Here is a 17141-nt window from a genome sequence, read left to right on the forward strand (position 1 = left end):
TGAGGTAAGGCCCTGCGGGTTGGCACTGTGGTCGCGCCATGCTGCGTTGCGGGACTTGGTAAGGAAACAACCCTTACCAGCGTCCCGCGCCTTGCCTGGCGCGACCACAGTACCAACGCGCTTCGTTATTGAACGTCAGCGCACCTTCGGGCGCCTGAGTTTTTGCCAATTCTATTGAGGCCCTCGCTATGACTACGTCCACTGCAATTGCCCGACTCAACGCTGCCGACCCGGATTTCGCCCATCATCTGGATCATCTGCTGAGCTGGGAAAGCGTGTCCGACGACTCGGTCAACCAGCGGGTGCTCGACATCATCAAAGCCGTGCGCGAGCGCGGCGACGCGGCACTGGTGGATTTCACCCGTCAGTTCGACGGCCTGGACGTGCAGTCCATGGCGGACCTGATTCTGCCCCGCGAACGTCTGGAGCTGGCCCTGACGCGCATCACTGCGCCCCAGCGTGAAGCCCTGGAAGTGGCGGCGGCGCGGGTGCGCAGCTATCACGAAAAACAGAAGCAGGATTCCTGGAGCTACACCGAGGCCGACGGCACCGTGCTGGGCCAGAAGGTCACGCCGCTGGACCGCGCCGGCCTCTACGTTCCGGGCGGCAAAGCCTCGTACCCGTCGTCGGTATTGATGAACGCGATTCCAGCCAAAGTGGCTGGCGTGACCGAAGTGGTCATGGTGGTGCCGACCCCTCGTGGCGAAATCAACGAGCTGGTGCTGGCTGCGGCCTGCATCGCCGGGGTCGACCGGGTATTCACCATCGGTGGCGCCCAAGCGGTTGCCGCGCTGGCCTATGGCACCGAAAGCGTGCCGAAGGTCGACAAAGTGGTGGGTCCGGGCAATATCTACGTCGCCACCGCCAAGCGTCACGTGTTTGGCCAGGTCGGCATCGACATGATCGCCGGCCCCTCGGAAATCCTCGTGGTGTGTGACGGCCAGACCGATCCGGACTGGATCGCCATGGACCTGTTTTCCCAGGCCGAGCACGACGAAGACGCCCAGGCGATCCTGGTCAGCCCCGATGCTGCGTTCCTCGATCAGGTCGCCGCCAGCATCGATAAGCTGTTGCCGACCATGGAGCGCGCCGAGATCATCGAGAAATCGATCAATGGCCGTGGCGCGCTGATTCTGGTCAGCGACATGGAGCAAGCCATCGAAGTGGCCAACCGTATCGCGCCGGAGCACCTGGAGTTGTCTGTTGCCGACCCACAAGCCTGGCTGCCATCGATCCGTCATGCCGGTGCGATCTTCATGGGCCGTCACACCAGTGAAGCCCTGGGCGACTACTGCGCCGGCCCCAATCACGTGCTGCCGACCTCCGGCACCGCGCGTTTTTCATCGCCGCTGGGGGTGTATGACTTCCAGAAGCGTTCGTCGATCATCTTCTGTTCGCCCCAGGGCGCGTCCGAACTGGGCAAGACCGCCTCGGTGCTGGCCCGCGGCGAGTCGCTGAGCGCCCACGCGCGCAGCGCTGAATACCGCATTCTTGAAGAGGGGAAATGAGGCATGAGCAAATTCTGGAGCCCTTTCGTCAAGGACCTCGTGCCTTACGTACCCGGTGAACAGCCGAAACTGACCAAACTGGTCAAGCTCAACACCAACGAAAACCCCTACGGCCCATCGCCTAAGGCGCTGGCGGCAATGCAGGCCGAATTGAACGACAACCTGCGTCTGTACCCGGACCCGAACAGCGACCTGCTCAAGCAGGCCGTGGCCAGCTATTACGGGATCGATGCGGGCAAGGTATTCCTCGGCAACGGTTCCGACGAAGTCCTGGCGCACATTTTTTACGGCTTGTTCCAGCATGACCTGCCGCTGCTGTTTCCGGACATCAGCTACAGCTTCTATCCGGTGTACTGCGGCCTCTACGGCATCACCTTCGACGCCGTGCCGTTGGACGAGCGCTTCCAGATTCGCGTGGCTGACTATGCGCGGCCCAATGGCGGGATCATCTTCCCCAACCCGAACGCGCCGACTGGCTGCGTGCTGGCGCTGGACGCGGTGGAGCAGATCCTCAAGGCCAGCCCGGACTCGGTGGTGGTGGTCGATGAAGCCTATATCGACTTCGGTGGCGAAACCGCCATCAGCCTGGTGGATCGCTACCCGAACCTGCTGGTGACGCAGACCCTGTCCAAGTCGCGCTCACTGGCCGGGCTACGCGTCGGGTTGGCGGTAGGTCACCCGGACCTGATCGAAGCGCTGGAGCGAGTCAAGAACAGCTTCAACTCCTATCCGCTGGATCGGCTGGCGATTGTCGGTGCGGCGGCGGCGTTCGAGGACCGTGAGTATTTCGAGAAAACCTGCCAACGGGTGATCGACAGCCGCGACAAGCTCGTCGCGCAACTGGAAGGCAAAGGGTTTGAGGTGTTGCCGTCAGCGGCCAACTTCATCTTCGCGCGCCATCCACGGCACGACGCTGCTGGCCTCGCGGCCAAACTGCGTGAGCAAGGGGTGATCGTGCGGCACTTCAAGCAAGAGCGGATTGCTCAGTTCCTGCGGATCAGCATCGGTACGCCGGAGCAGAACCAGGCGCTGATCGATGGGCTTGGCGAGCTCTAAGCCACACTGAAGATCAAAAAAATGTGGGAGGGGGCAAGCCCCCACATTGTTTTGCAGCGTTGCTTCGATGATCGTTCCCACGCTCCCGCGTGGGAATGTAGCCCGTGACGCTCTGCGTCGCCTGTGCACAGTAATCGAAATTCGCCGCGGTTGGCGAGACGCGGAGCGTCTCAGGAGGCATTCCCACGCAGAGCGCGGGAACGATCAACATGACTTCTGAATTGAGTCCAATAAGACAGTTGCTCCCACATTGGGTTCTGCGGTGTTGGTTCGAGTAGCGTCTCCGGCCAGTACGCCGCAGCAGAACCTGGAGCTGATTGATGGGTTTGGCGAGCTTTAAGCCACACTGAAGATCAAAAAAATGTGGGAGGGGGCTTGCCCCCGATGGCGGTGTCTCAGTCGATACATCAGTGACTGACACGGCGCTATCGGGGGCAAGCCCCCTCCCACATTGGTTTTGCGTTGACCGTTAGATCAGCGGTTCATCGGGCTTTTTGTTCTTCCAGCCATCGTTGCCCGGCAGCAGCAGGTTCAAACCAATCGCTACCACCGCGCACAGGGCGATGCCCTTAAGGCCGAAATCATCCGGGCCGGTGCCGGTACCCACCAGCACGCCGCCAATTCCGAATACCAGGGTCACCGACACAATCACCAGATTGCGCGCTTCACCCAGGTCGATCTTGTGGCGAATCAGCGTGTTCATCCCCACCGCTGCAATCGAGCCGAACAGCAGGCACAGGATCCCGCCCATCACCGGCACTGGAATGCTCTGCAGCAGTGCGCCGAACTTGCCGATAAACGCCAGGCTGATGGCAAACACCGCAGCCCAGGTCATGATTTTCGGGTTGTAGTTCTTGGTCAGCATCACCGCACCCGTCACTTCGGCGTAGGTGGTGTTCGGGGGGCCGCCGAACAGGCCTGCGGCCGTGGTGGCAATCCCGTCACCCAGCAGCGTGCGGTGCAGGCCGGGTTTCTTCAGGTAGTCGCGCCCGGTCACGCTGCCGACCGCAATCACGCCGCCAATGTGTTCGATCGCAGGGGCCAGGGCCACCGGTACGATAAACAGGATCGCCTGCCAGTTGAACTCCGGCGCGGTGAAGTGGGGCAGGGCGAACCACGGTGCGGCGGCGATCTTGGCGGTGTCGACCACGCCAAAGTAGAACGACATGGCAAAACCCACCAGCACGCCGGAGATAATCGGCACCAGGCGGAAGATGCCCTTGCCGAACACCGCGACGATCAAGGTGGTCAGCAGCGCGGGCATGGAGATCAGCATGGCTGTCTGGTAATGAATCAGCTCGCTGCCATCACCGGCTTTGCCCATCGCCATATTGGCGGCAATCGGCGCCATGGCCAGGCCGATGGAAATGATCACCGGGCCGATCACCACCGGCGGCAGCAGTCGGTCGATAAAACCGGTGCCTTTGACCTTCACGGCAAGGCCCAGGAAGGTATAGACGAAACCCGCTGCCATCACCCCGCCCATGGTCGCGGCCAGGCCGAACTGGCCCTTGGCGAGAATGATCGGGGTGATGAAGGCAAAGCTCGATGCCAGGAACACCGGCACCTGTCGCCCGGTCACCACCTGGAACAGCAACGTGCCCAGGCCAGCGGTGAACAGTGCGACGTTTGGATCAAGACCTGTGATCAGCGGCATCAACACCAACGCGCCAAATGCTACGAAGAGCATTTGTGCGCCAGACAGGATCTGGCGCCAAAGCGGGTCGTTGAATTCATCCTGCATGCTCAGGCGTCCTTCTGCTTGGTGCCGAAGATCTTGTCACCGGCATCGCCCAGGCCTGGGATGATGTAGCCGTGTTCGTTCAGGCGCTCGTCGATCGAGGCGGTGTAGATCTGCACGTCAGGGTGCGCTTTCTCGACCGCTGCGATACCTTCGGGCGCGGCAACCAGCACCATGGCGCGGATGTCGCGGCAGCCGGCTTTTTTCAGCAGGTCGATGGTGGCGACCATGGAACTGCCGGTGGCCAGCATCGGGTCGATGATCATGGCCAGGCGCTCGTTGATTTCCGGGACGAGTTTTTCCAGGTAGGTGTGAGCCTGCAGGGTTTCCTCGTTGCGGGCCACGCCAACGGCGCTGACCTTGGCGCCCGGGATCAGGCTGAGTACGCCTTCAAGCATGCCGATGCCGGCACGCAGGATCGGTACCACGGTAATTTTCTTACCGGCGATTTTCTCGACTTGTACGGGACCGGCCCAACCGGGGATCTCGTAGGTTTCCAGGGGTAAATCCTTGGTGGCTTCGTAAGTGAGCAGCGCTCCGACTTCCTGAGCAAGCTCACGGAAATTCTTGGTGCTGATGTCGGCACGGCGCATAAGGCCGAGTTTGTGTCGGATCAGCGGGTGGCGGATCTCGCGAGTGGGCATGGGAAAGGCTCCGGCGGCGGGCAAAAAAACCGGCCTAGATTAATCTATCCGAGAGTGTTGTCCTATAGACATCAAGTACGTTAGTCCATAAAGGCTTGATTGGAGCGCACGAGAAGCGTACCTTCGCCCGCTTTTCTTGCCACAGCACCCCTTGGAGAGCGCCATGTCCGCTGATCTCGAGCATATCCGTCAAATCATGCACGAGGCTGACTGCCTGTACACCGAAGCGCAAGTCGAAGCAGCGATCGCCAAGGTCGGCGAGCACATCACCCGCGAAATGGCCGACACCAATCCGGTGGTCTTCTGCGTGATGAACGGTGGCCTGATCTTCGCCGGCAAATTGCTCACCCACCTGCAGTTCCCGCTGGAAGCTTCCTACCTGCACGCTACCCGCTATCGCAACGAAACCAGTGGCGGCGACCTGTTCTGGAAGGCCAAGCCGGAAGTGTCGTTTATCGACCGTGACGTGCTGATCATCGATGACATCCTCGACGAAGGGCACACCCTGGGCGCGATCATCGACTTCTGCAAACACGCCGGCGCGCGCAAAGTGCACACCGCCGTGCTGATCGACAAAGACCACGACCGCAAGGCTCGCCCCGAACTCAAAGCCGATTTCGTCGGTCTGCCGTGCGTCGATCGCTATATCTTCGGTTATGGCATGGACTACAAAGGCTACTGGCGTAATGCCAATGGCATCTACGCCGTTAAAGGAATGTAATCGATGGCCCGCTTTCTTGATCAGACCTTATTTGCAGAATTGGCCGAGAAAGCGGGCGACAGCCCCCGTGGCCGCTACCATCACAACTTCCACCAGATGGAAGAGCCGTGTCATCGCCTCGCGGTGGCCCTGCAACCGAGTACCTATGTGCCGCCGCATCGCCACCTGAGCGCGGACAAGGCCGAAACCTTGCTGGTGCTCCAGGGACGATTGGGCTTGCTGATCTTCAGCGACACCGGTGAAGTCATCGCCAAGCGCGTCATGCAGGCGGGGGGCGAGTGTGCGGGCGTCGATCTGCCGCCGGGTGTGTTCCATGGCCTGGTGGTGCTTGAGCCAAACACGGTGATGTTCGAATGCAAGGCCGGGCCCTATCGGCCGGTGGGCGAGGGTGAGCTGGCCGATTGGGCGCCGCGCGAAGGCGAGGCCGGTGTGGCCGACTACCAGCGCTGGATGCTCGCTCAGTTCGATTGAGCTGCAGTGCTGCGCTAGCCTGAACGCAGAAGATCAAAGTGTGGGAGGGGGCTTGCTCCCGATGGCGACCGCTCAGTGAATGCATCTGTGACTGACGCCCCGCTATCGGGAGCAAGCCCCTCCCACATGGACTCTTCAACGCTTTCGAAGCCTGTGCACCACAGGTAGACTTCAAACCCCGTATCAATGTCTGCAGGCTGGAGTCGGTAATGCGTAAAGATAAAAAACAGGTGATCGGTGACGAGATCGGCGACGACCAGATCAAGTTGTTCCTGAACTTCGAGCCGGTGGATGCGACTTCTCCCTCCCTGCACAAACTGATCAAGGCCTATCGTGGCCTGCGTATCGACGACTTCGAGCGTTTCCTGGGATTCTTCAAGGAAGCCGGCCTGGACCTGGATGGCAAGGATGAGCATGGCCAGACCTTCGTCGAGCTGATCAAGGACCAGCGCAACGCCGCCGAGTACATCGAGCTGATCGACAAAGCCCGCAGCTGATTATTCGAGCCATAAAAAACGCCCCGGCCTCATAAGAGTCCGGGGCGTTTCGCTTTTAACGGTAGGAGCGAGCTTGCTCGCGAAGAACCTGAGAGTTCCGCGTCAAACCAGATGCGCTGCGCCATCGTTATCGTTTTTCGCGAGCGAGCTTGCTCCTGCAGGGTCCACCAGCTCCAGGCTGATGTTGTTCTGCGTATTGATCCTGCGATACAGCTCGGCATCCGTCTCCAGCACTTTCTCGCGTGCCGGGAAGATCTCGTGCAGCTTGGCCGCCCATTCGCCGGCAGCTTTCTCCGGGAAGCAGCGCTCGATCAGCTCCAGCATGATCGACACCGTCACCGAAGCGCCCGGCGAGGCGCCCAGCAACGCCGCCAGCGAACCGTCTTTTGCAGCCACAAGCTCAGTGCCAAACTGCAGTACACCGCCTTTCTTCGGGTCTTTCTTGATGATCTGCACCCGTTGGCCGGCCACTTCCAGGCGCCAGTCTTCGGCTTTCGCCTCAGGGTAGAAGCGGCGCAGGGATTCCAGGCGCTGCTCCATGGACTGGCGCACTTCGCTGACCAGGTACTTGGTCAGGTCCATGTTGTCGCGAGCCACGGCAAGCATCGGGCCGATGTTGCCGGCGCGAATCGACATCGGCAGGTCCAGGAACGAGCCGTGCTTGAGGAACTTGGTGGTGAACCCGGCGTATGGCCCGAACAGCAGGGACTTCTTGCCATCGACTACGCGGGTGTCCAGGTGCGGCACCGACATCGGTGGCGAACCCACCGCAGCCTGGCTGTACACCTTGGCCTGATGCTGCTTGACCACTTCCGGGTTATCGCAACGCAGCCACTGGCCGCTGACCGGGAAACCGCCGAAGCCTTTGCTTTCTTCGATGCCCGAAGCCTGCAGCAACGGCAGTGCCGCACCGCCGGCGCCGAGGAAAACGAACCTGGCATCCACTTCGCGGCTGTTGCCGCTGTTGACGTCCTTGATGCTCACGGTCCAACCAGCGCCATTGCGCTTGAGGCCGGTAACGCGCTTGCAGTACTTGACCTGGGCGTGCGCCGAACTGGTCAGGTGGTTGAGCAGCTGGTTGGTCAGGGCGCCGAAGTTGACGTCAGTACCGTTCATCACACGGGTCGCGGCGATTTTTTCGTCCAGCGGGCGGCCCGGCATCATCAGCGGCATCCACTCGGCCATCTCGCTGCGGTCTTCGGTGTAGTGCATGTCCGAAAATGCATGGTGCTGGCTGAGGGTTTCAAAACGCTTCTTGAGGAAGGCAACGCCGTTGTCGCCCTGCACGAAACTCAGGTGCGGAACCGGGCTGATAAAGGACTTGGACGAGCCAAAGGTGCCTTTTTTGGTCAGGTACGCCCAGAACTGCTTCGACACCTCGAACTGGGTGTTGATGTGCACCGCTTTCTTGATGTCGATGGAGCCATCGGCGGCCTGCGGCGTGTAGTTCAGCTCACACAGCCCGGCGTGGCCGGTACCTGCGTTGTTCCACGGGTTGGAACTCTCCGCGGCACCCGAATCCATCAGCTCAACGACTTCCAGCTTGAGGCCGGGGTCGAGCTCCTTGAGCAGTACGGCCAGGGTGGCACTCATGATGCCGGCCCCTACCAGAACTACGTCGACTGCTTCGTTATGCGCCATTTAACGCGTCTCCAAAATCTGCAGCACCAAATTGACGGCATGGCTGCCAGGAGTGACGGGGCGGTTCACGTGTTGCCCCAGGTTACCCATGGCCAGGATCGCCATGTCCGTTTCGCAATTCCTTGCAACTTCAGCGCACGCTTCCTGCCCGGCGAGTCTGCCTATGAACGCATTCATGGGCGCCTGTGGCAATTCGACTTATGGTCAACGCGTGCGATCCGTGCAATCAATCCGTAGCGGACAGGCTCAAGCTCCGGTTGTTGAGGAGTACTCGGTCCTGTGTTGGGCTGTTCCAGACGCTGATGGTGCTTGTAAACGCAAAACTATTCATTTGCTCGCCACACTCTTGTGAAGTTGTGAAAACCCGTTTTTTCACGCTCTTTTGAAGACGTGAACCTCAAAAAAGGGCTGCCCAGCTTGGCACCTGGCCCGCGAAACGGGCAAAAAACTCAAGTGGCCGAGCGCAATGGCAGCTCTGGCAGATTCGATAAAGACGGGTGGTTTGCAAAGGAAACAGCAAGCACGCCAGCTTCACTCGATCTGTGTGGGCGGCTCTCTGTGGGCGATTGGGGGGTTAATGCCGAGGCAATAACGATGCTGCGGGGCCCGATCAGGAGACGTCCTTATAATCGGGGGGAGATTGTAGCGAAGAACGCCGGGGAAATGGGCGTGTTTTATGACTTTTATTAGTGCGCTGGTCAGGAGGCCAACGCTTGTCGCGATTGTGCGCGTACAAACTGGGGGCTGACCCTGGCGCTGGCCGGTAGCGGGCGGTGCATCCAGCCCAGGTGTGTCTCCGCGACTTCCACCCAGCCTTCACCGACGGGCGGCGAGCTGCATTGCTTGAATGCCAGGCAGTGGCCGTGGGCATCGAGCAGGGCAAAGTGGCGATGACGGGGGTGTGACAGGAACAATGACTTGAGAAGGCGCATGGCTGTGTACCGGTTGCGTTACATGCTTGAAGGTTCTCAGTCTGCCATGACATTGGAATGACGATTTTATGTGAAATTGTAATTTGCCCATGCCTTCAGCTGCGGTTCAGGATTGCTGGTGAGTGATGCGCGTGCACCGTTATACTGGCCGCCTGTCTGCGCCTAGTCCTGGAGAAATGAGTATGTTGCAACGCCTGTTGTTCGGTTTGATCACTGTGACCAGTTTGGCTTTGGTTGGCTGCGCCAACAGCCCGCAACAACTCAGCCCGCAACCCAAAGTCACGGCGCAACTGGCCCCGGTCGGTCATGGCCAGCCTGTGTCGGTGCGTGTGGTGGACGGCCGTCCGTCGCCTACCCTCGGTTCGCGTGGCGGCCTGTACCCGGAGACCGCGCTGATTTCGGTGACTGGCCAGGACGTGCTGCCCAAGCTGCAGGCCCAGGCTGAAGCCGCGGTGCGCTTGCTGGGCTTCACCCCCACCAACTCGCCAGGTGCGCCGCAATTGACCGTGACCCTGGCTGAACTGAAATACCAGTCGCCCAAGGAAGGCCTGTATGTGACCGAGGCGTCCATCGGCGCGACGTTCAAGTCCGACGTCAGCGCCGGTACCCGTCGCTACAGCGGCCGCTATGCGGCCTCCCTGAACCAGCGCTTCGGCATGTCGCCGAACCAGGAAACCAACACCAAGCTGGTCAGCGACGTGCTCAGCGATGCATTGACCCGTCTGTTCAAGGACCCAAGCATCGGCCAGTTGCTCAGCTCGCAATAAGCTGTTCAAAAAAACCGGGCTCAGTGATGAGCCCGGTTTTTTTATGCCTGCGATTTTCACGCCGCTGTGTCGACATAAAAATCCAGCATGCTCACGCCAGTGAATAGATCCAGTTCCGGCAGGTCGGCGTGCGGCTGTCCGGCGAGGGCGCAATACACCAGCCAATGGCGGTCCTGGACGTTGAACGCGAGGCTGCCGATCAATGCCTCCTGCTCGTCGCTCTGGGCGATCAGATACAGCCGATCCTGGTTCTGCGCATGCAACATGACAAGCTCCTCAAGCGTCGAAGGGCAACAGAGTGGCTTGTTAAGGTGACGTTCAGGTGACGCTGTAAATTACTGGATACATTAGCCGTCAACGGGGAGGGAGCATTAAAGGCGCAGGAAGCCACTATCGTTCAGCTTTGTATCTGAATCGATACCCGAATACTGTTCCGCCGAGGTTTGCGATGGCGTGGCCCGCACTGCTCATCAATGCTGTTGCCCTACTGACTGCCTGCTCGGGCGCCGTAGTGCTGTTCATCACCCGCCTGCGTGCGCAACGTGCGATGGCCGATCTGGCCGTGCGCAGCGAGGAACGGGCCATTGACCAGCCGATGCTGTTTCTGGATACGCGCACCGAACGGGCGTATCGCCAGGCTTACCGCGTCGGGTTCGCCGGCCTGGGGCTGGCGCTGGTTCTATCCTGGCTCAGCACCCACCTTTAAAGAACACCGGAGCAAAATGTGGGAGGGGCTTGCCCCCGATGACGGTGTTCCAGTCAACATATCCACTGGCTGACCCACCGCTATCGGGGCAAGCCCCCTCCCACATTGTTTGGCCGGTGTTTTTACAACGCAATTCCGGCCTTGACCCGATACTGATTACGCACCGGCGTCGCATATTGCACCACCAGGTACGGACGGTGCTCGGACGGGCACTCGTTCAAGCGCCGCTCCCACTCCGCCTTGGCCTTGGCCAGCTCATCGGCCGGGAATAGGTCCGCAGCCTTGGGCACTTCAAGTTGCGGGTCGGCGTCGTTCCACTGGGCATACGCCAGGTAGTGCACCGGAAACAAGCGATAACCGCCCAGGATCTGCCGGTCCATTTCGGCCGCCAGCAGCTTGGTGTCTTCGAAGCGCTCGGTAATCGGCGGCGCGAAGTTCACGTGCACCCGGCCTTTGTAACCGGTGATGCCCAGCGCAATGCTTACGTCATCCTCGCCCGGTGCCTTGCTGTAGGTGCCGGTGGTGGCGCGGATGTACAACTCCCGGGCCTTGGCGGCGTCGCACGGGTCATACTCATAGCTGATCGACACCGGCGTCAGGTTCAACGACTGGATGACTTCGGCGAACGGCTCGTCCTTGCGGCTGACGTGAAACATCTTGAGGATCGCCGACTCGGTGCGATCATCCCCATCCTTTGCCCGGCCTTCGGCCTGGGCGATCCAGATGGACTGGCAGTCGTTGCGGATCGAATGGTTGATGTAGGCCGACAGCAACTGGTAGGCCGCCATCTTTTCCTTTCGCCCGGTGATCGAGCGGTGCACGATGAAGCTCTTGTTCAGGCGCATCAGGTCGCTGACAAACGGCTTTTGCAGCAGGTTGTCACCGATGGCGATGCGCGGCGTCGGCAGGCCGGCATGGTAGACGGCGTAGTTGACGAAGGCCGGGTCCATCACGATGTCGCGGTGGTTGGCCAGAAACAGGTAGGCGCTGCCGGACTTCAGTTGCTCGACGCCGGTATAGGTCACGCCGTCAGTCGCGCGGTCGATGGTATGGTCGACGTAGTACTCGACTTTATCCTGCAGCGTCGCCACGGTGGTGACGCCGGCGAATTCACGGCGCAGCTTGCGTGCGATCATCGGCTTGAGGAGCCAGCCCAGCGTGCCGGCAAAACGCGGGAAGCGGAAGTGGGTCAGGATGTCCAGAAAGGCCTTGTCACTGAACAGCCGGTCCAGCACTGCCGGGACTTCGCTGTCATTGTAAGGTCGGATGGTATCGAATTCGCCCATCATGCTCTCTTGTTAGAAACGGCTAGGGTAAGTAAAGGAAATACCAGGGTGCGGTCCAGGTAATTGGCCTGGCCGGAAATAGCCCTGTAAATAGACCGGCGATTATACGCACAAGTCACTCGGGAGACTGCGATGCTGGAATCTGCGCTGTACGATTGTCCTTATTGTGGTGAAGCGGTTGAGACGACGGTGGATTTGTCCGGCGGTGATCAGGTTTATATAGAAGACTGCCAGGTGTGCTGCAAACCGATCACTTTCAGTCTGCAGGTCGATGGTGACGAGTGGATGCTCGAAACCCGCAGCGAGAACGAATAAACAACGGGTACTTCCATGCAGCGAATCTACGAACCGGAAAACCTCATGGAAGGCGAGTTGCTGCAACAGATGCTTGCCAGCGAAGGGATCGAAGCGCACCTGGTGGGGCGCCATTTGCTCGGTGGCACGGGTGAGCTGCCGATTTTCGGCTTGCTGGGGCTGGAGGTCGATAATGACCAGGCTGCCTGTGCCCGCTCGCTCATCACCGCCTATAACGACGCGCAACCCTTGCCCGGCGACGAACCCGACAGCTTCCCCGACGTATTGGTCTGTTAGGCTGTCGGTCGGTTTACCCCAAGAGTCGTGTTGCCCCATGTGTGGACGTTATGCCCTGTTTCGCTGGAACCCCGCGTTTGCTGCCCTGCCGGGTTTTCCGGCCGACCAGAAAGCCCAGTGGAATATTTCCCCGAATGATTCGGTGCTGATCCAGCGCACCACCGATGGCCAACTGACCCTGGCGCGCGCACGTTGGGGTCTGACGCCGCCCTGGCTCACCGACCTGTCCCGTACACCGGCCCATGCCCGCGCCGAAACCCTGGCCGAGCAACCGATGTTTCGCGAAGCATTCCGCCAGCGCCGGTGCCTGCTGCCGGCCAACGGCTTTTACGAATGGCGCGGCACCCAGCGCAAACGCCCGTACTGGCTGACGCCGGGAGAGGGCTCCACGTTGTTTTTCGCGGCGATCTGGGAAGCGTATCCGGTGCAGGAACAGGTGTGGTTGAGTACCGCTGTGGTCACCCAGGCTGCGCAGGCTCAGCGTCGACCGTTGATCCTGGATGAGGCAGGGCAAGCCGCTTGGCTCAATCCCGAAACGCCGCTGCCGGTACTGCAAAGCCTTCTGGCCAGTGAGCCCACCGCGTTGCGCGAGCGGGTGCTGGCCAACATGGTCAACGATCCCAAGCTCAATGGGCCGGAGTGCCTCACCCCGGCTTGAGCCGGAGGGTTGTGAGATGCGTCCGAAATTAAGCACTTAAACCTCTGATGTATCTGGCGCTGATACAAATGTGCGCCTACGATACGCGCCATGTTTTCAGGGAGAGTGTTCATGATTAAGAAGTCATTGGCGGTAAGCGGGTTGGTCGCAGCGATGCTGCTGGCCGGGTGTCAGTCGGTCAACACCACCAGCGGCGGCGCGGTTGGGGTTGAGCGCAAGCAGTACATGTTCAGCATGCTGTCGAGCCAGGAAGTCGACCAGATGTACGCCCAGTCCTACCAGCAGACCCTGGGCGAAGCCAGTGGCAAAGGCCTGGTGGATAAAACCAGCGCCAACGCCAAGCGCGTGCAGGCCATCGCCAAGCGCCTGATTGCCCAGGCGCCCACCTTCCGCCCGGATGCGGCGCAATGGCAGTGGGAAGTGAACCTGATCAAGAGCGATGAGATGAACGCCAACTGCGGGCCGGGCGGCAAGATCCTTGTGTACAGCGCATTGATCGACAACCTCAAGCTCACCGATGACGAACTGGCTGCGGTAATGGGCCATGAAATCGCCCACGCCTTGCGTGAACACGGCCGCGAAGCCATGTCCAAGGCCTACGGCATCGAAATGGCCAAGCAGGGCGCCGGTGCGTTGTTCGGCCTGGGCCAGGACAGCCTGGCATTGGCCGATACCGTGGCCAACTACGGCATGACCTTGCCCAACAGCCGCAGCAATGAGAACGAAGCCGACCTGATCGGCCTGGAGCTGGCCGCCCGCGCCGGTTACAACCCGAATGCGGCGATCACGCTGTGGAACAAGATGGCCAAGGCCTCGGAAGGCGCGCCGCCGGAGTTCATGAGCACCCACCCGGCTTCGGACAGCCGTATCGCCTCGTTGCAGGCGGCAATTCCGAAGGTGATGCCGCTCTACCAGCAGGCCAAAAAATCCTGAAGCCTGACTGAGATCAAAATGTGGGAGGGGGCTTGCCCCCGATAGCGGCGTGTCAGTCAGCAGATGTACTGACTGAGACACCGCTATCGGGAGCAAGCCCCCTCTCACATGGATTAGATCCAGCCACTGCTTTGCATGGCTTTGTAAACCGCCACGATTGCCAGCACGAAAAACGCCGTAGCCGCCAATCGGCGAATCAACGTCAGCGGCAGTTTCTCCGCCGCAAAATTCCCCGCCAGCACCACCGGCACGTTGGCAATCAACATGCCCAGGGTCGTGCCGATGATCACCAGCCACAATTCCGGATACTGAGCCGCCAGCATCACCGTGGCGATCTGGGTCTTGTCACCGATTTCTGCGATAAAAAACGCGATCAACGTGGTCAGGAATGGCCCGAACTTGCGCGTGGTGCTGGCTTCGTCATCGTCGAGTTTGTCCGGCACCAGGGTCCAGAGCGCCGTGGCACAGAAGCTTGCCGCTAGAATCCAGTGCAGCACCGCATCGGAGAAGAAGCTCCCGAACCAGGCCCCCACAGCACCGGCCGCCGCATGGTTGGCCAGGGTCGCGGCGACGATGCCGGCGATGATGGGCCAGGGCTTGCGAAAGCGAGCAGCGAGAATAAGCGCGAGCAGTTGCGTCTTGTCGCCGATTTCGGCCAGGGCAACGATTGCGGTAGGAACGAGCAGTGAATCCAGCATCAGGTAGGTTTCCAGGGGCGGGTCGACACGGCTATGACACGTACAGCCTTCCCGCCCCGGGTAAGGTGTGCGTGTCATAGGTCTTGTCAAACCCCGGTCCGTCTGTGCGGACTCCTGGGTCGCATACGCCATGGTCTGCTGACCAAGTATGTTGACGTATGCCGGATGAGCGTGGGGCTCAAAGGAGACTACTCCCCTAGGACGGAGCGGATTCTGCCTAGGCAAAACCCATTCGGCAAGCGTTCTTTTTCAAGCGCCTGTCAGGGACGCTTGGCCCGGTAAATGCGGAAGCCGTTGCCTTCGGCCTTGACCGCGCAGATGCCCAGATGCTCTTCGATCAGCGGCTGATACTTCAGGAAGCTGTTGGCGACCAGGCGCAGTTCGCCGCCTTTTGCCAGATGTTTACCTGCTTTTCGCAGCAGGTTTTCCGTGGCGAAGTAGTCGGTGTGCACACCGACATGGAACGGCGGGTTGCTCAGGATCGCGTTCAAACCCATTGGCGCGGCGTCGATGCCGTCACCGGTCAACACCTCGGCTTCCAGGCCATTGGCAGACAGGGTCAGGCGGCTGCTGGCAGCGGCGAAGGCGTCCACGTCCAGCATCGTGACGGTGTTATGCGGGTAGCGACGTTTCACCGCGGCGCCCAAAACGCCGGCGCCGCAGCCGAAGTCGAGCAAATGCCCGCTGGGCAGCTTGTCCAGATGCTCCAGCAACAGCTCGGTGCCACGGTCCAGGCGGCCGTGACTGAACACGCCCGGCAGGCTCACCACCTTGAGCGGCCCGTCCGCCAGCGGTACTTCGAAGGTCTGCGCCAGGCTTTGCAGTTCGTGCGCTTGCGGCGCGTTCGCCACAGTGACCTGCCAGAGCTGACAATGCCGCGCGTTATCCAGCTTGCGCGGTTTGCCCAAGGGGATCATCTGCTTGGCGGCGCTTTCGATGCCGGCTTTTTTCTCGCCCACCAGGAACAGCTCGGCGCCGGGCAGGCGTGCGGCCACGGCGTTGAGCAGGTAGTCGGTGAGGTCTTTGGATTTGGGCAGGAAAATCACCGCCGCATCAAACCCGCGCTCGGGCACATTCACACCGAACTGGCTGCGCTCGGGAAAACGCGCCTCAAGCGCCGCCTGGTCACCGGCATGCCAGCACCAGCCACGGGCGTTGGGCAGGCGCCCGAGCAGATCGTCGGCAGGCAGGCCGACCAGCAACAGGTTGCCTTGAAAAAGTTCGGCCTGGCGAAGCAGTACTTCACTGCGCGGATCCATGGTCTGCTCCTTGAAAAAGGGACGCAGTTTATCAACTGACGACGCGCAGCGGGGCGCCGTTGAAAAAGCCCAGCGCGTTTTCACTCAATTGCCCGACGATCCGTTGCCGCGCCTCACGGCTGCCCCAGGCATTATGGGGAGTGACGATCAACCGAGGGATATCAGCGGCCAGCAGCGGGTTGCCGTTGACCGGAGGCTCCACACTCAACACATCGGTGGCCGCTCCGCCCAGGTGCCCACTGCGCAGCGCATCGGCCAGGGCCTGTTCGTTGATCAAACCACCGCGTGCGGTGTTGACGATAAGCGCGCCGGGCTTGAGCAATCCCAGCTCGCGCGCACTGATAAAGTCGCGAGTGTGCTCGTTGAGCGGGCAATGCAAGGTCAGCGCATCGACCTGCGCCAGCAGTTCATCCAATGGCACGCGGTCGGCGCGGGCAGGGCGGCCGGGTATGGCGCCGAGCAACACGCGCATGCCGAACGCTTCGGCCAGGCGTGCCACGGCGCCGCCCAGCTCGCCATGCCCGAGCAGGCCGAGGGTTTTGCCTTCCAGCTCGACAATTGGGTAGTCCAGCAGGCAGAACTGCTTGGCCTGCTGCCATTTGCCTTGGGCCACATCCCGTTGATAGTCCTTCAGGCGTGTGGCGAGGTTGAGCAACAGCATGATGGTGTGCTGGGCCACCGACGGCGTGCCGTAGCCCTGGCAGTTGCTCACCGTGATGCCGTGGGCGCGGGCGGCCTCAAGGTCGATGTTGTTGGTGCCGGTGGCTGAGACCAGGATCAGCTTGAGCTCAGGGCAAGCCGCCAGGGTCTGGGCGTTAAGCGGGATTTTGTTGCTGATGGCCACCTGAGCGCCCTGCAAGCGTTCGAGCACATTCTGCGGCGTGGTCTGCTCGAACAACTGCAACTCACTGAAGCAGGCGCGCAACTCGCGAAGGTCGAGATCGCCAAGGTCCAGGGAGGGGTGATCGAGGAAGACGGCGCGGCGATTGTTCATGATCAACTGTACCTTTTGCGACGAGGTTCGAAGGCGTA

20 protein-coding genes and 1 riboswitch are annotated in these 17141 nt (G+C 60.8%); of the genes, 11 read left to right on the forward strand and 9 right to left on the reverse strand.

From position 1 onward, the window contains the following. Positions 1-188: 188 nt before the first annotated feature. Positions 189-1508 carry a histidinol dehydrogenase gene (gene hisD, locus SC318_RS04785; protein WP_320429861.1) on the forward strand — a complete coding sequence of 440 codons (1320 nt, stop codon included), beginning with the start codon at positions 189-191 and terminating at the stop codon, positions 1506-1508. Between the two features lie 3 nt (positions 1509-1511). Continuing rightward, positions 1512-2564, forward strand: coding sequence for a histidinol-phosphate transaminase (hisC, locus tag SC318_RS04790; protein WP_320429862.1), 1053 nt, complete (start codon positions 1512-1514; stop codon positions 2562-2564). Positions 2565-3033: 469 nt separating this feature from the next. Here hisC and SC318_RS04795 read toward each other — a convergent pair whose 3' ends face one another. Both SC318_RS04795 and upp read right to left on the reverse strand, forming a co-directional pair. Continuing rightward, entirely contained in the window at positions 3034-4308 is a 1275-nt protein-coding gene (locus SC318_RS04795) for a uracil-xanthine permease family protein (RefSeq protein ID WP_017138224.1), read from the reverse strand. Between the two features lie 2 nt (positions 4309-4310). Beyond that, positions 4311-4949 (reverse strand): uracil phosphoribosyltransferase, encoded by a 639-nt coding sequence (upp, locus tag SC318_RS04800; protein ID WP_003188608.1) that lies wholly within the window; start codon positions 4947-4949, stop codon positions 4311-4313. A 163-nt stretch (positions 4950-5112) separates the two neighbouring features. Between upp and SC318_RS04805 the strand changes: the two genes are divergently transcribed. From SC318_RS04805 to SC318_RS04815, 3 genes are all read left to right on the forward strand, one after another. Next, on the forward strand, positions 5113-5670 hold the full coding sequence (locus SC318_RS04805) for a hypoxanthine-guanine phosphoribosyltransferase (RefSeq protein ID WP_153838886.1): 558 nt from the start codon (positions 5113-5115) through the stop codon (positions 5668-5670). Positions 5671-5673: 3 nt separating this feature from the next. Beyond that, a complete protein-coding gene (locus tag SC318_RS04810; RefSeq protein ID WP_320429863.1) occupies positions 5674-6141 on the forward strand; it encodes a WbuC family cupin fold metalloprotein in 468 nt (155 codons plus the stop codon). 209 nt (positions 6142-6350) lie between these two features. Further along, positions 6351-6638: a PA4642 family protein gene (locus SC318_RS04815; RefSeq protein WP_320429864.1), complete on the forward strand. Its 288-nt coding sequence runs from the start codon at positions 6351-6353 to the stop codon at positions 6636-6638. A gap of 102 nt (positions 6639-6740) precedes the next feature. On the opposite strand, the gene mqo is transcribed toward SC318_RS04815, so the two are convergent. Together mqo and SC318_RS04825 are read right to left on the reverse strand one after the other, a co-directional pair. Continuing rightward, entirely contained in the window at positions 6741-8279 is a 1539-nt protein-coding gene (gene mqo / locus SC318_RS04820) for a malate dehydrogenase (quinone) (RefSeq protein ID WP_320429865.1), read from the reverse strand. 698 nt (positions 8280-8977) lie between these two features. Next, positions 8978-9211: a hypothetical protein gene (locus SC318_RS04825; protein ID WP_306491650.1), complete on the reverse strand. Its 234-nt coding sequence runs from the start codon at positions 9209-9211 to the stop codon at positions 8978-8980. 182 nt (positions 9212-9393) lie between these two features. On the opposite strand from SC318_RS04825, the gene SC318_RS04830 reads away from it, so the two are divergent. Next, positions 9394-9978 (forward strand): YajG family lipoprotein, encoded by a 585-nt coding sequence (locus SC318_RS04830; RefSeq protein ID WP_057724591.1) that lies wholly within the window; start codon positions 9394-9396, stop codon positions 9976-9978. A gap of 56 nt (positions 9979-10034) precedes the next feature. Here SC318_RS04830 and SC318_RS04835 read toward each other — a convergent pair whose 3' ends face one another. Continuing rightward, a complete protein-coding gene (locus tag SC318_RS04835) occupies positions 10035-10244 on the reverse strand; it encodes a hypothetical protein (protein WP_306491651.1) in 210 nt (69 codons plus the stop codon). A gap of 182 nt (positions 10245-10426) precedes the next feature. On the opposite strand from SC318_RS04835, the gene SC318_RS04840 reads away from it, so the two are divergent. Beyond that, the gene (locus SC318_RS04840) at positions 10427-10684 is read left to right on the forward strand and encodes a hypothetical protein (RefSeq protein ID WP_320429866.1); all 258 of its coding nucleotides are present in this window, start codon (positions 10427-10429) and stop codon (positions 10682-10684) included. Between the two features lie 122 nt (positions 10685-10806). Here SC318_RS04840 and SC318_RS04845 read toward each other — a convergent pair whose 3' ends face one another. After that, a complete protein-coding gene (locus SC318_RS04845; protein ID WP_320429867.1) occupies positions 10807-11970 on the reverse strand; it encodes a 1-acyl-sn-glycerol-3-phosphate acyltransferase in 1164 nt (387 codons plus the stop codon). 132 nt (positions 11971-12102) lie between these two features. Here SC318_RS04845 and SC318_RS04850 point away from each other — a divergent pair, with 132 nt between their 5' ends. The 4 genes from SC318_RS04850 (at position 12103) to SC318_RS04865 (ending at position 14152) form a co-directional block, all read left to right on the forward strand. Next, entirely contained in the window at positions 12103-12285 is a 183-nt protein-coding gene (locus SC318_RS04850) for a CPXCG motif-containing cysteine-rich protein (protein WP_124385178.1), read from the forward strand. A 15-nt stretch (positions 12286-12300) separates the two neighbouring features. Next, the gene (locus SC318_RS04855) at positions 12301-12561 is read left to right on the forward strand and encodes a putative signal transducing protein (RefSeq protein ID WP_320429868.1); all 261 of its coding nucleotides are present in this window, start codon (positions 12301-12303) and stop codon (positions 12559-12561) included. Positions 12562-12598: 37 nt separating this feature from the next. After that, the gene (locus tag SC318_RS04860; RefSeq protein WP_320429869.1) at positions 12599-13219 is read left to right on the forward strand and encodes an SOS response-associated peptidase; all 621 of its coding nucleotides are present in this window, start codon (positions 12599-12601) and stop codon (positions 13217-13219) included. A 111-nt stretch (positions 13220-13330) separates the two neighbouring features. Next, positions 13331-14152 carry a M48 family metallopeptidase gene (locus SC318_RS04865; RefSeq protein ID WP_306491656.1) on the forward strand — a complete coding sequence of 274 codons (822 nt, stop codon included), beginning with the start codon at positions 13331-13333 and terminating at the stop codon, positions 14150-14152. Positions 14153-14265: 113 nt separating this feature from the next. On the opposite strand, the gene SC318_RS04870 is transcribed toward SC318_RS04865, so the two are convergent. The 3 genes from SC318_RS04870 to SC318_RS04880 all read right to left on the reverse strand — a co-directional run bounded on the left by SC318_RS04870 (position 14266) and on the right by SC318_RS04880 (position 17103). Next, entirely contained in the window at positions 14266-14850 is a 585-nt protein-coding gene (locus SC318_RS04870; RefSeq protein WP_124361337.1) for a TMEM165/GDT1 family protein, read from the reverse strand. Between the two features lie 89 nt (positions 14851-14939). After that, positions 14940-15059, reverse strand: a riboswitch (yybP-ykoY riboswitch). Positions 15060-15110: 51 nt separating this feature from the next. Further along, positions 15111-16109 (reverse strand): methyltransferase, encoded by a 999-nt coding sequence (locus tag SC318_RS04875; protein WP_320429870.1) that lies wholly within the window; start codon positions 16107-16109, stop codon positions 15111-15113. A 31-nt stretch (positions 16110-16140) separates the two neighbouring features. After that, complete coding sequence (locus SC318_RS04880) at positions 16141-17103, reverse strand: 2-hydroxyacid dehydrogenase (protein WP_413817605.1); 963 nt, start codon at positions 17101-17103, stop codon at positions 16141-16143. Between the last annotated feature and the right edge of the window lie 38 nt (positions 17104-17141).

It is taken from the genome of Pseudomonas sp. MUP55 (assembly GCF_034043515.1).
Lineage (GTDB): Bacteria > Pseudomonadota > Gammaproteobacteria > Pseudomonadales > Pseudomonadaceae > Aquipseudomonas.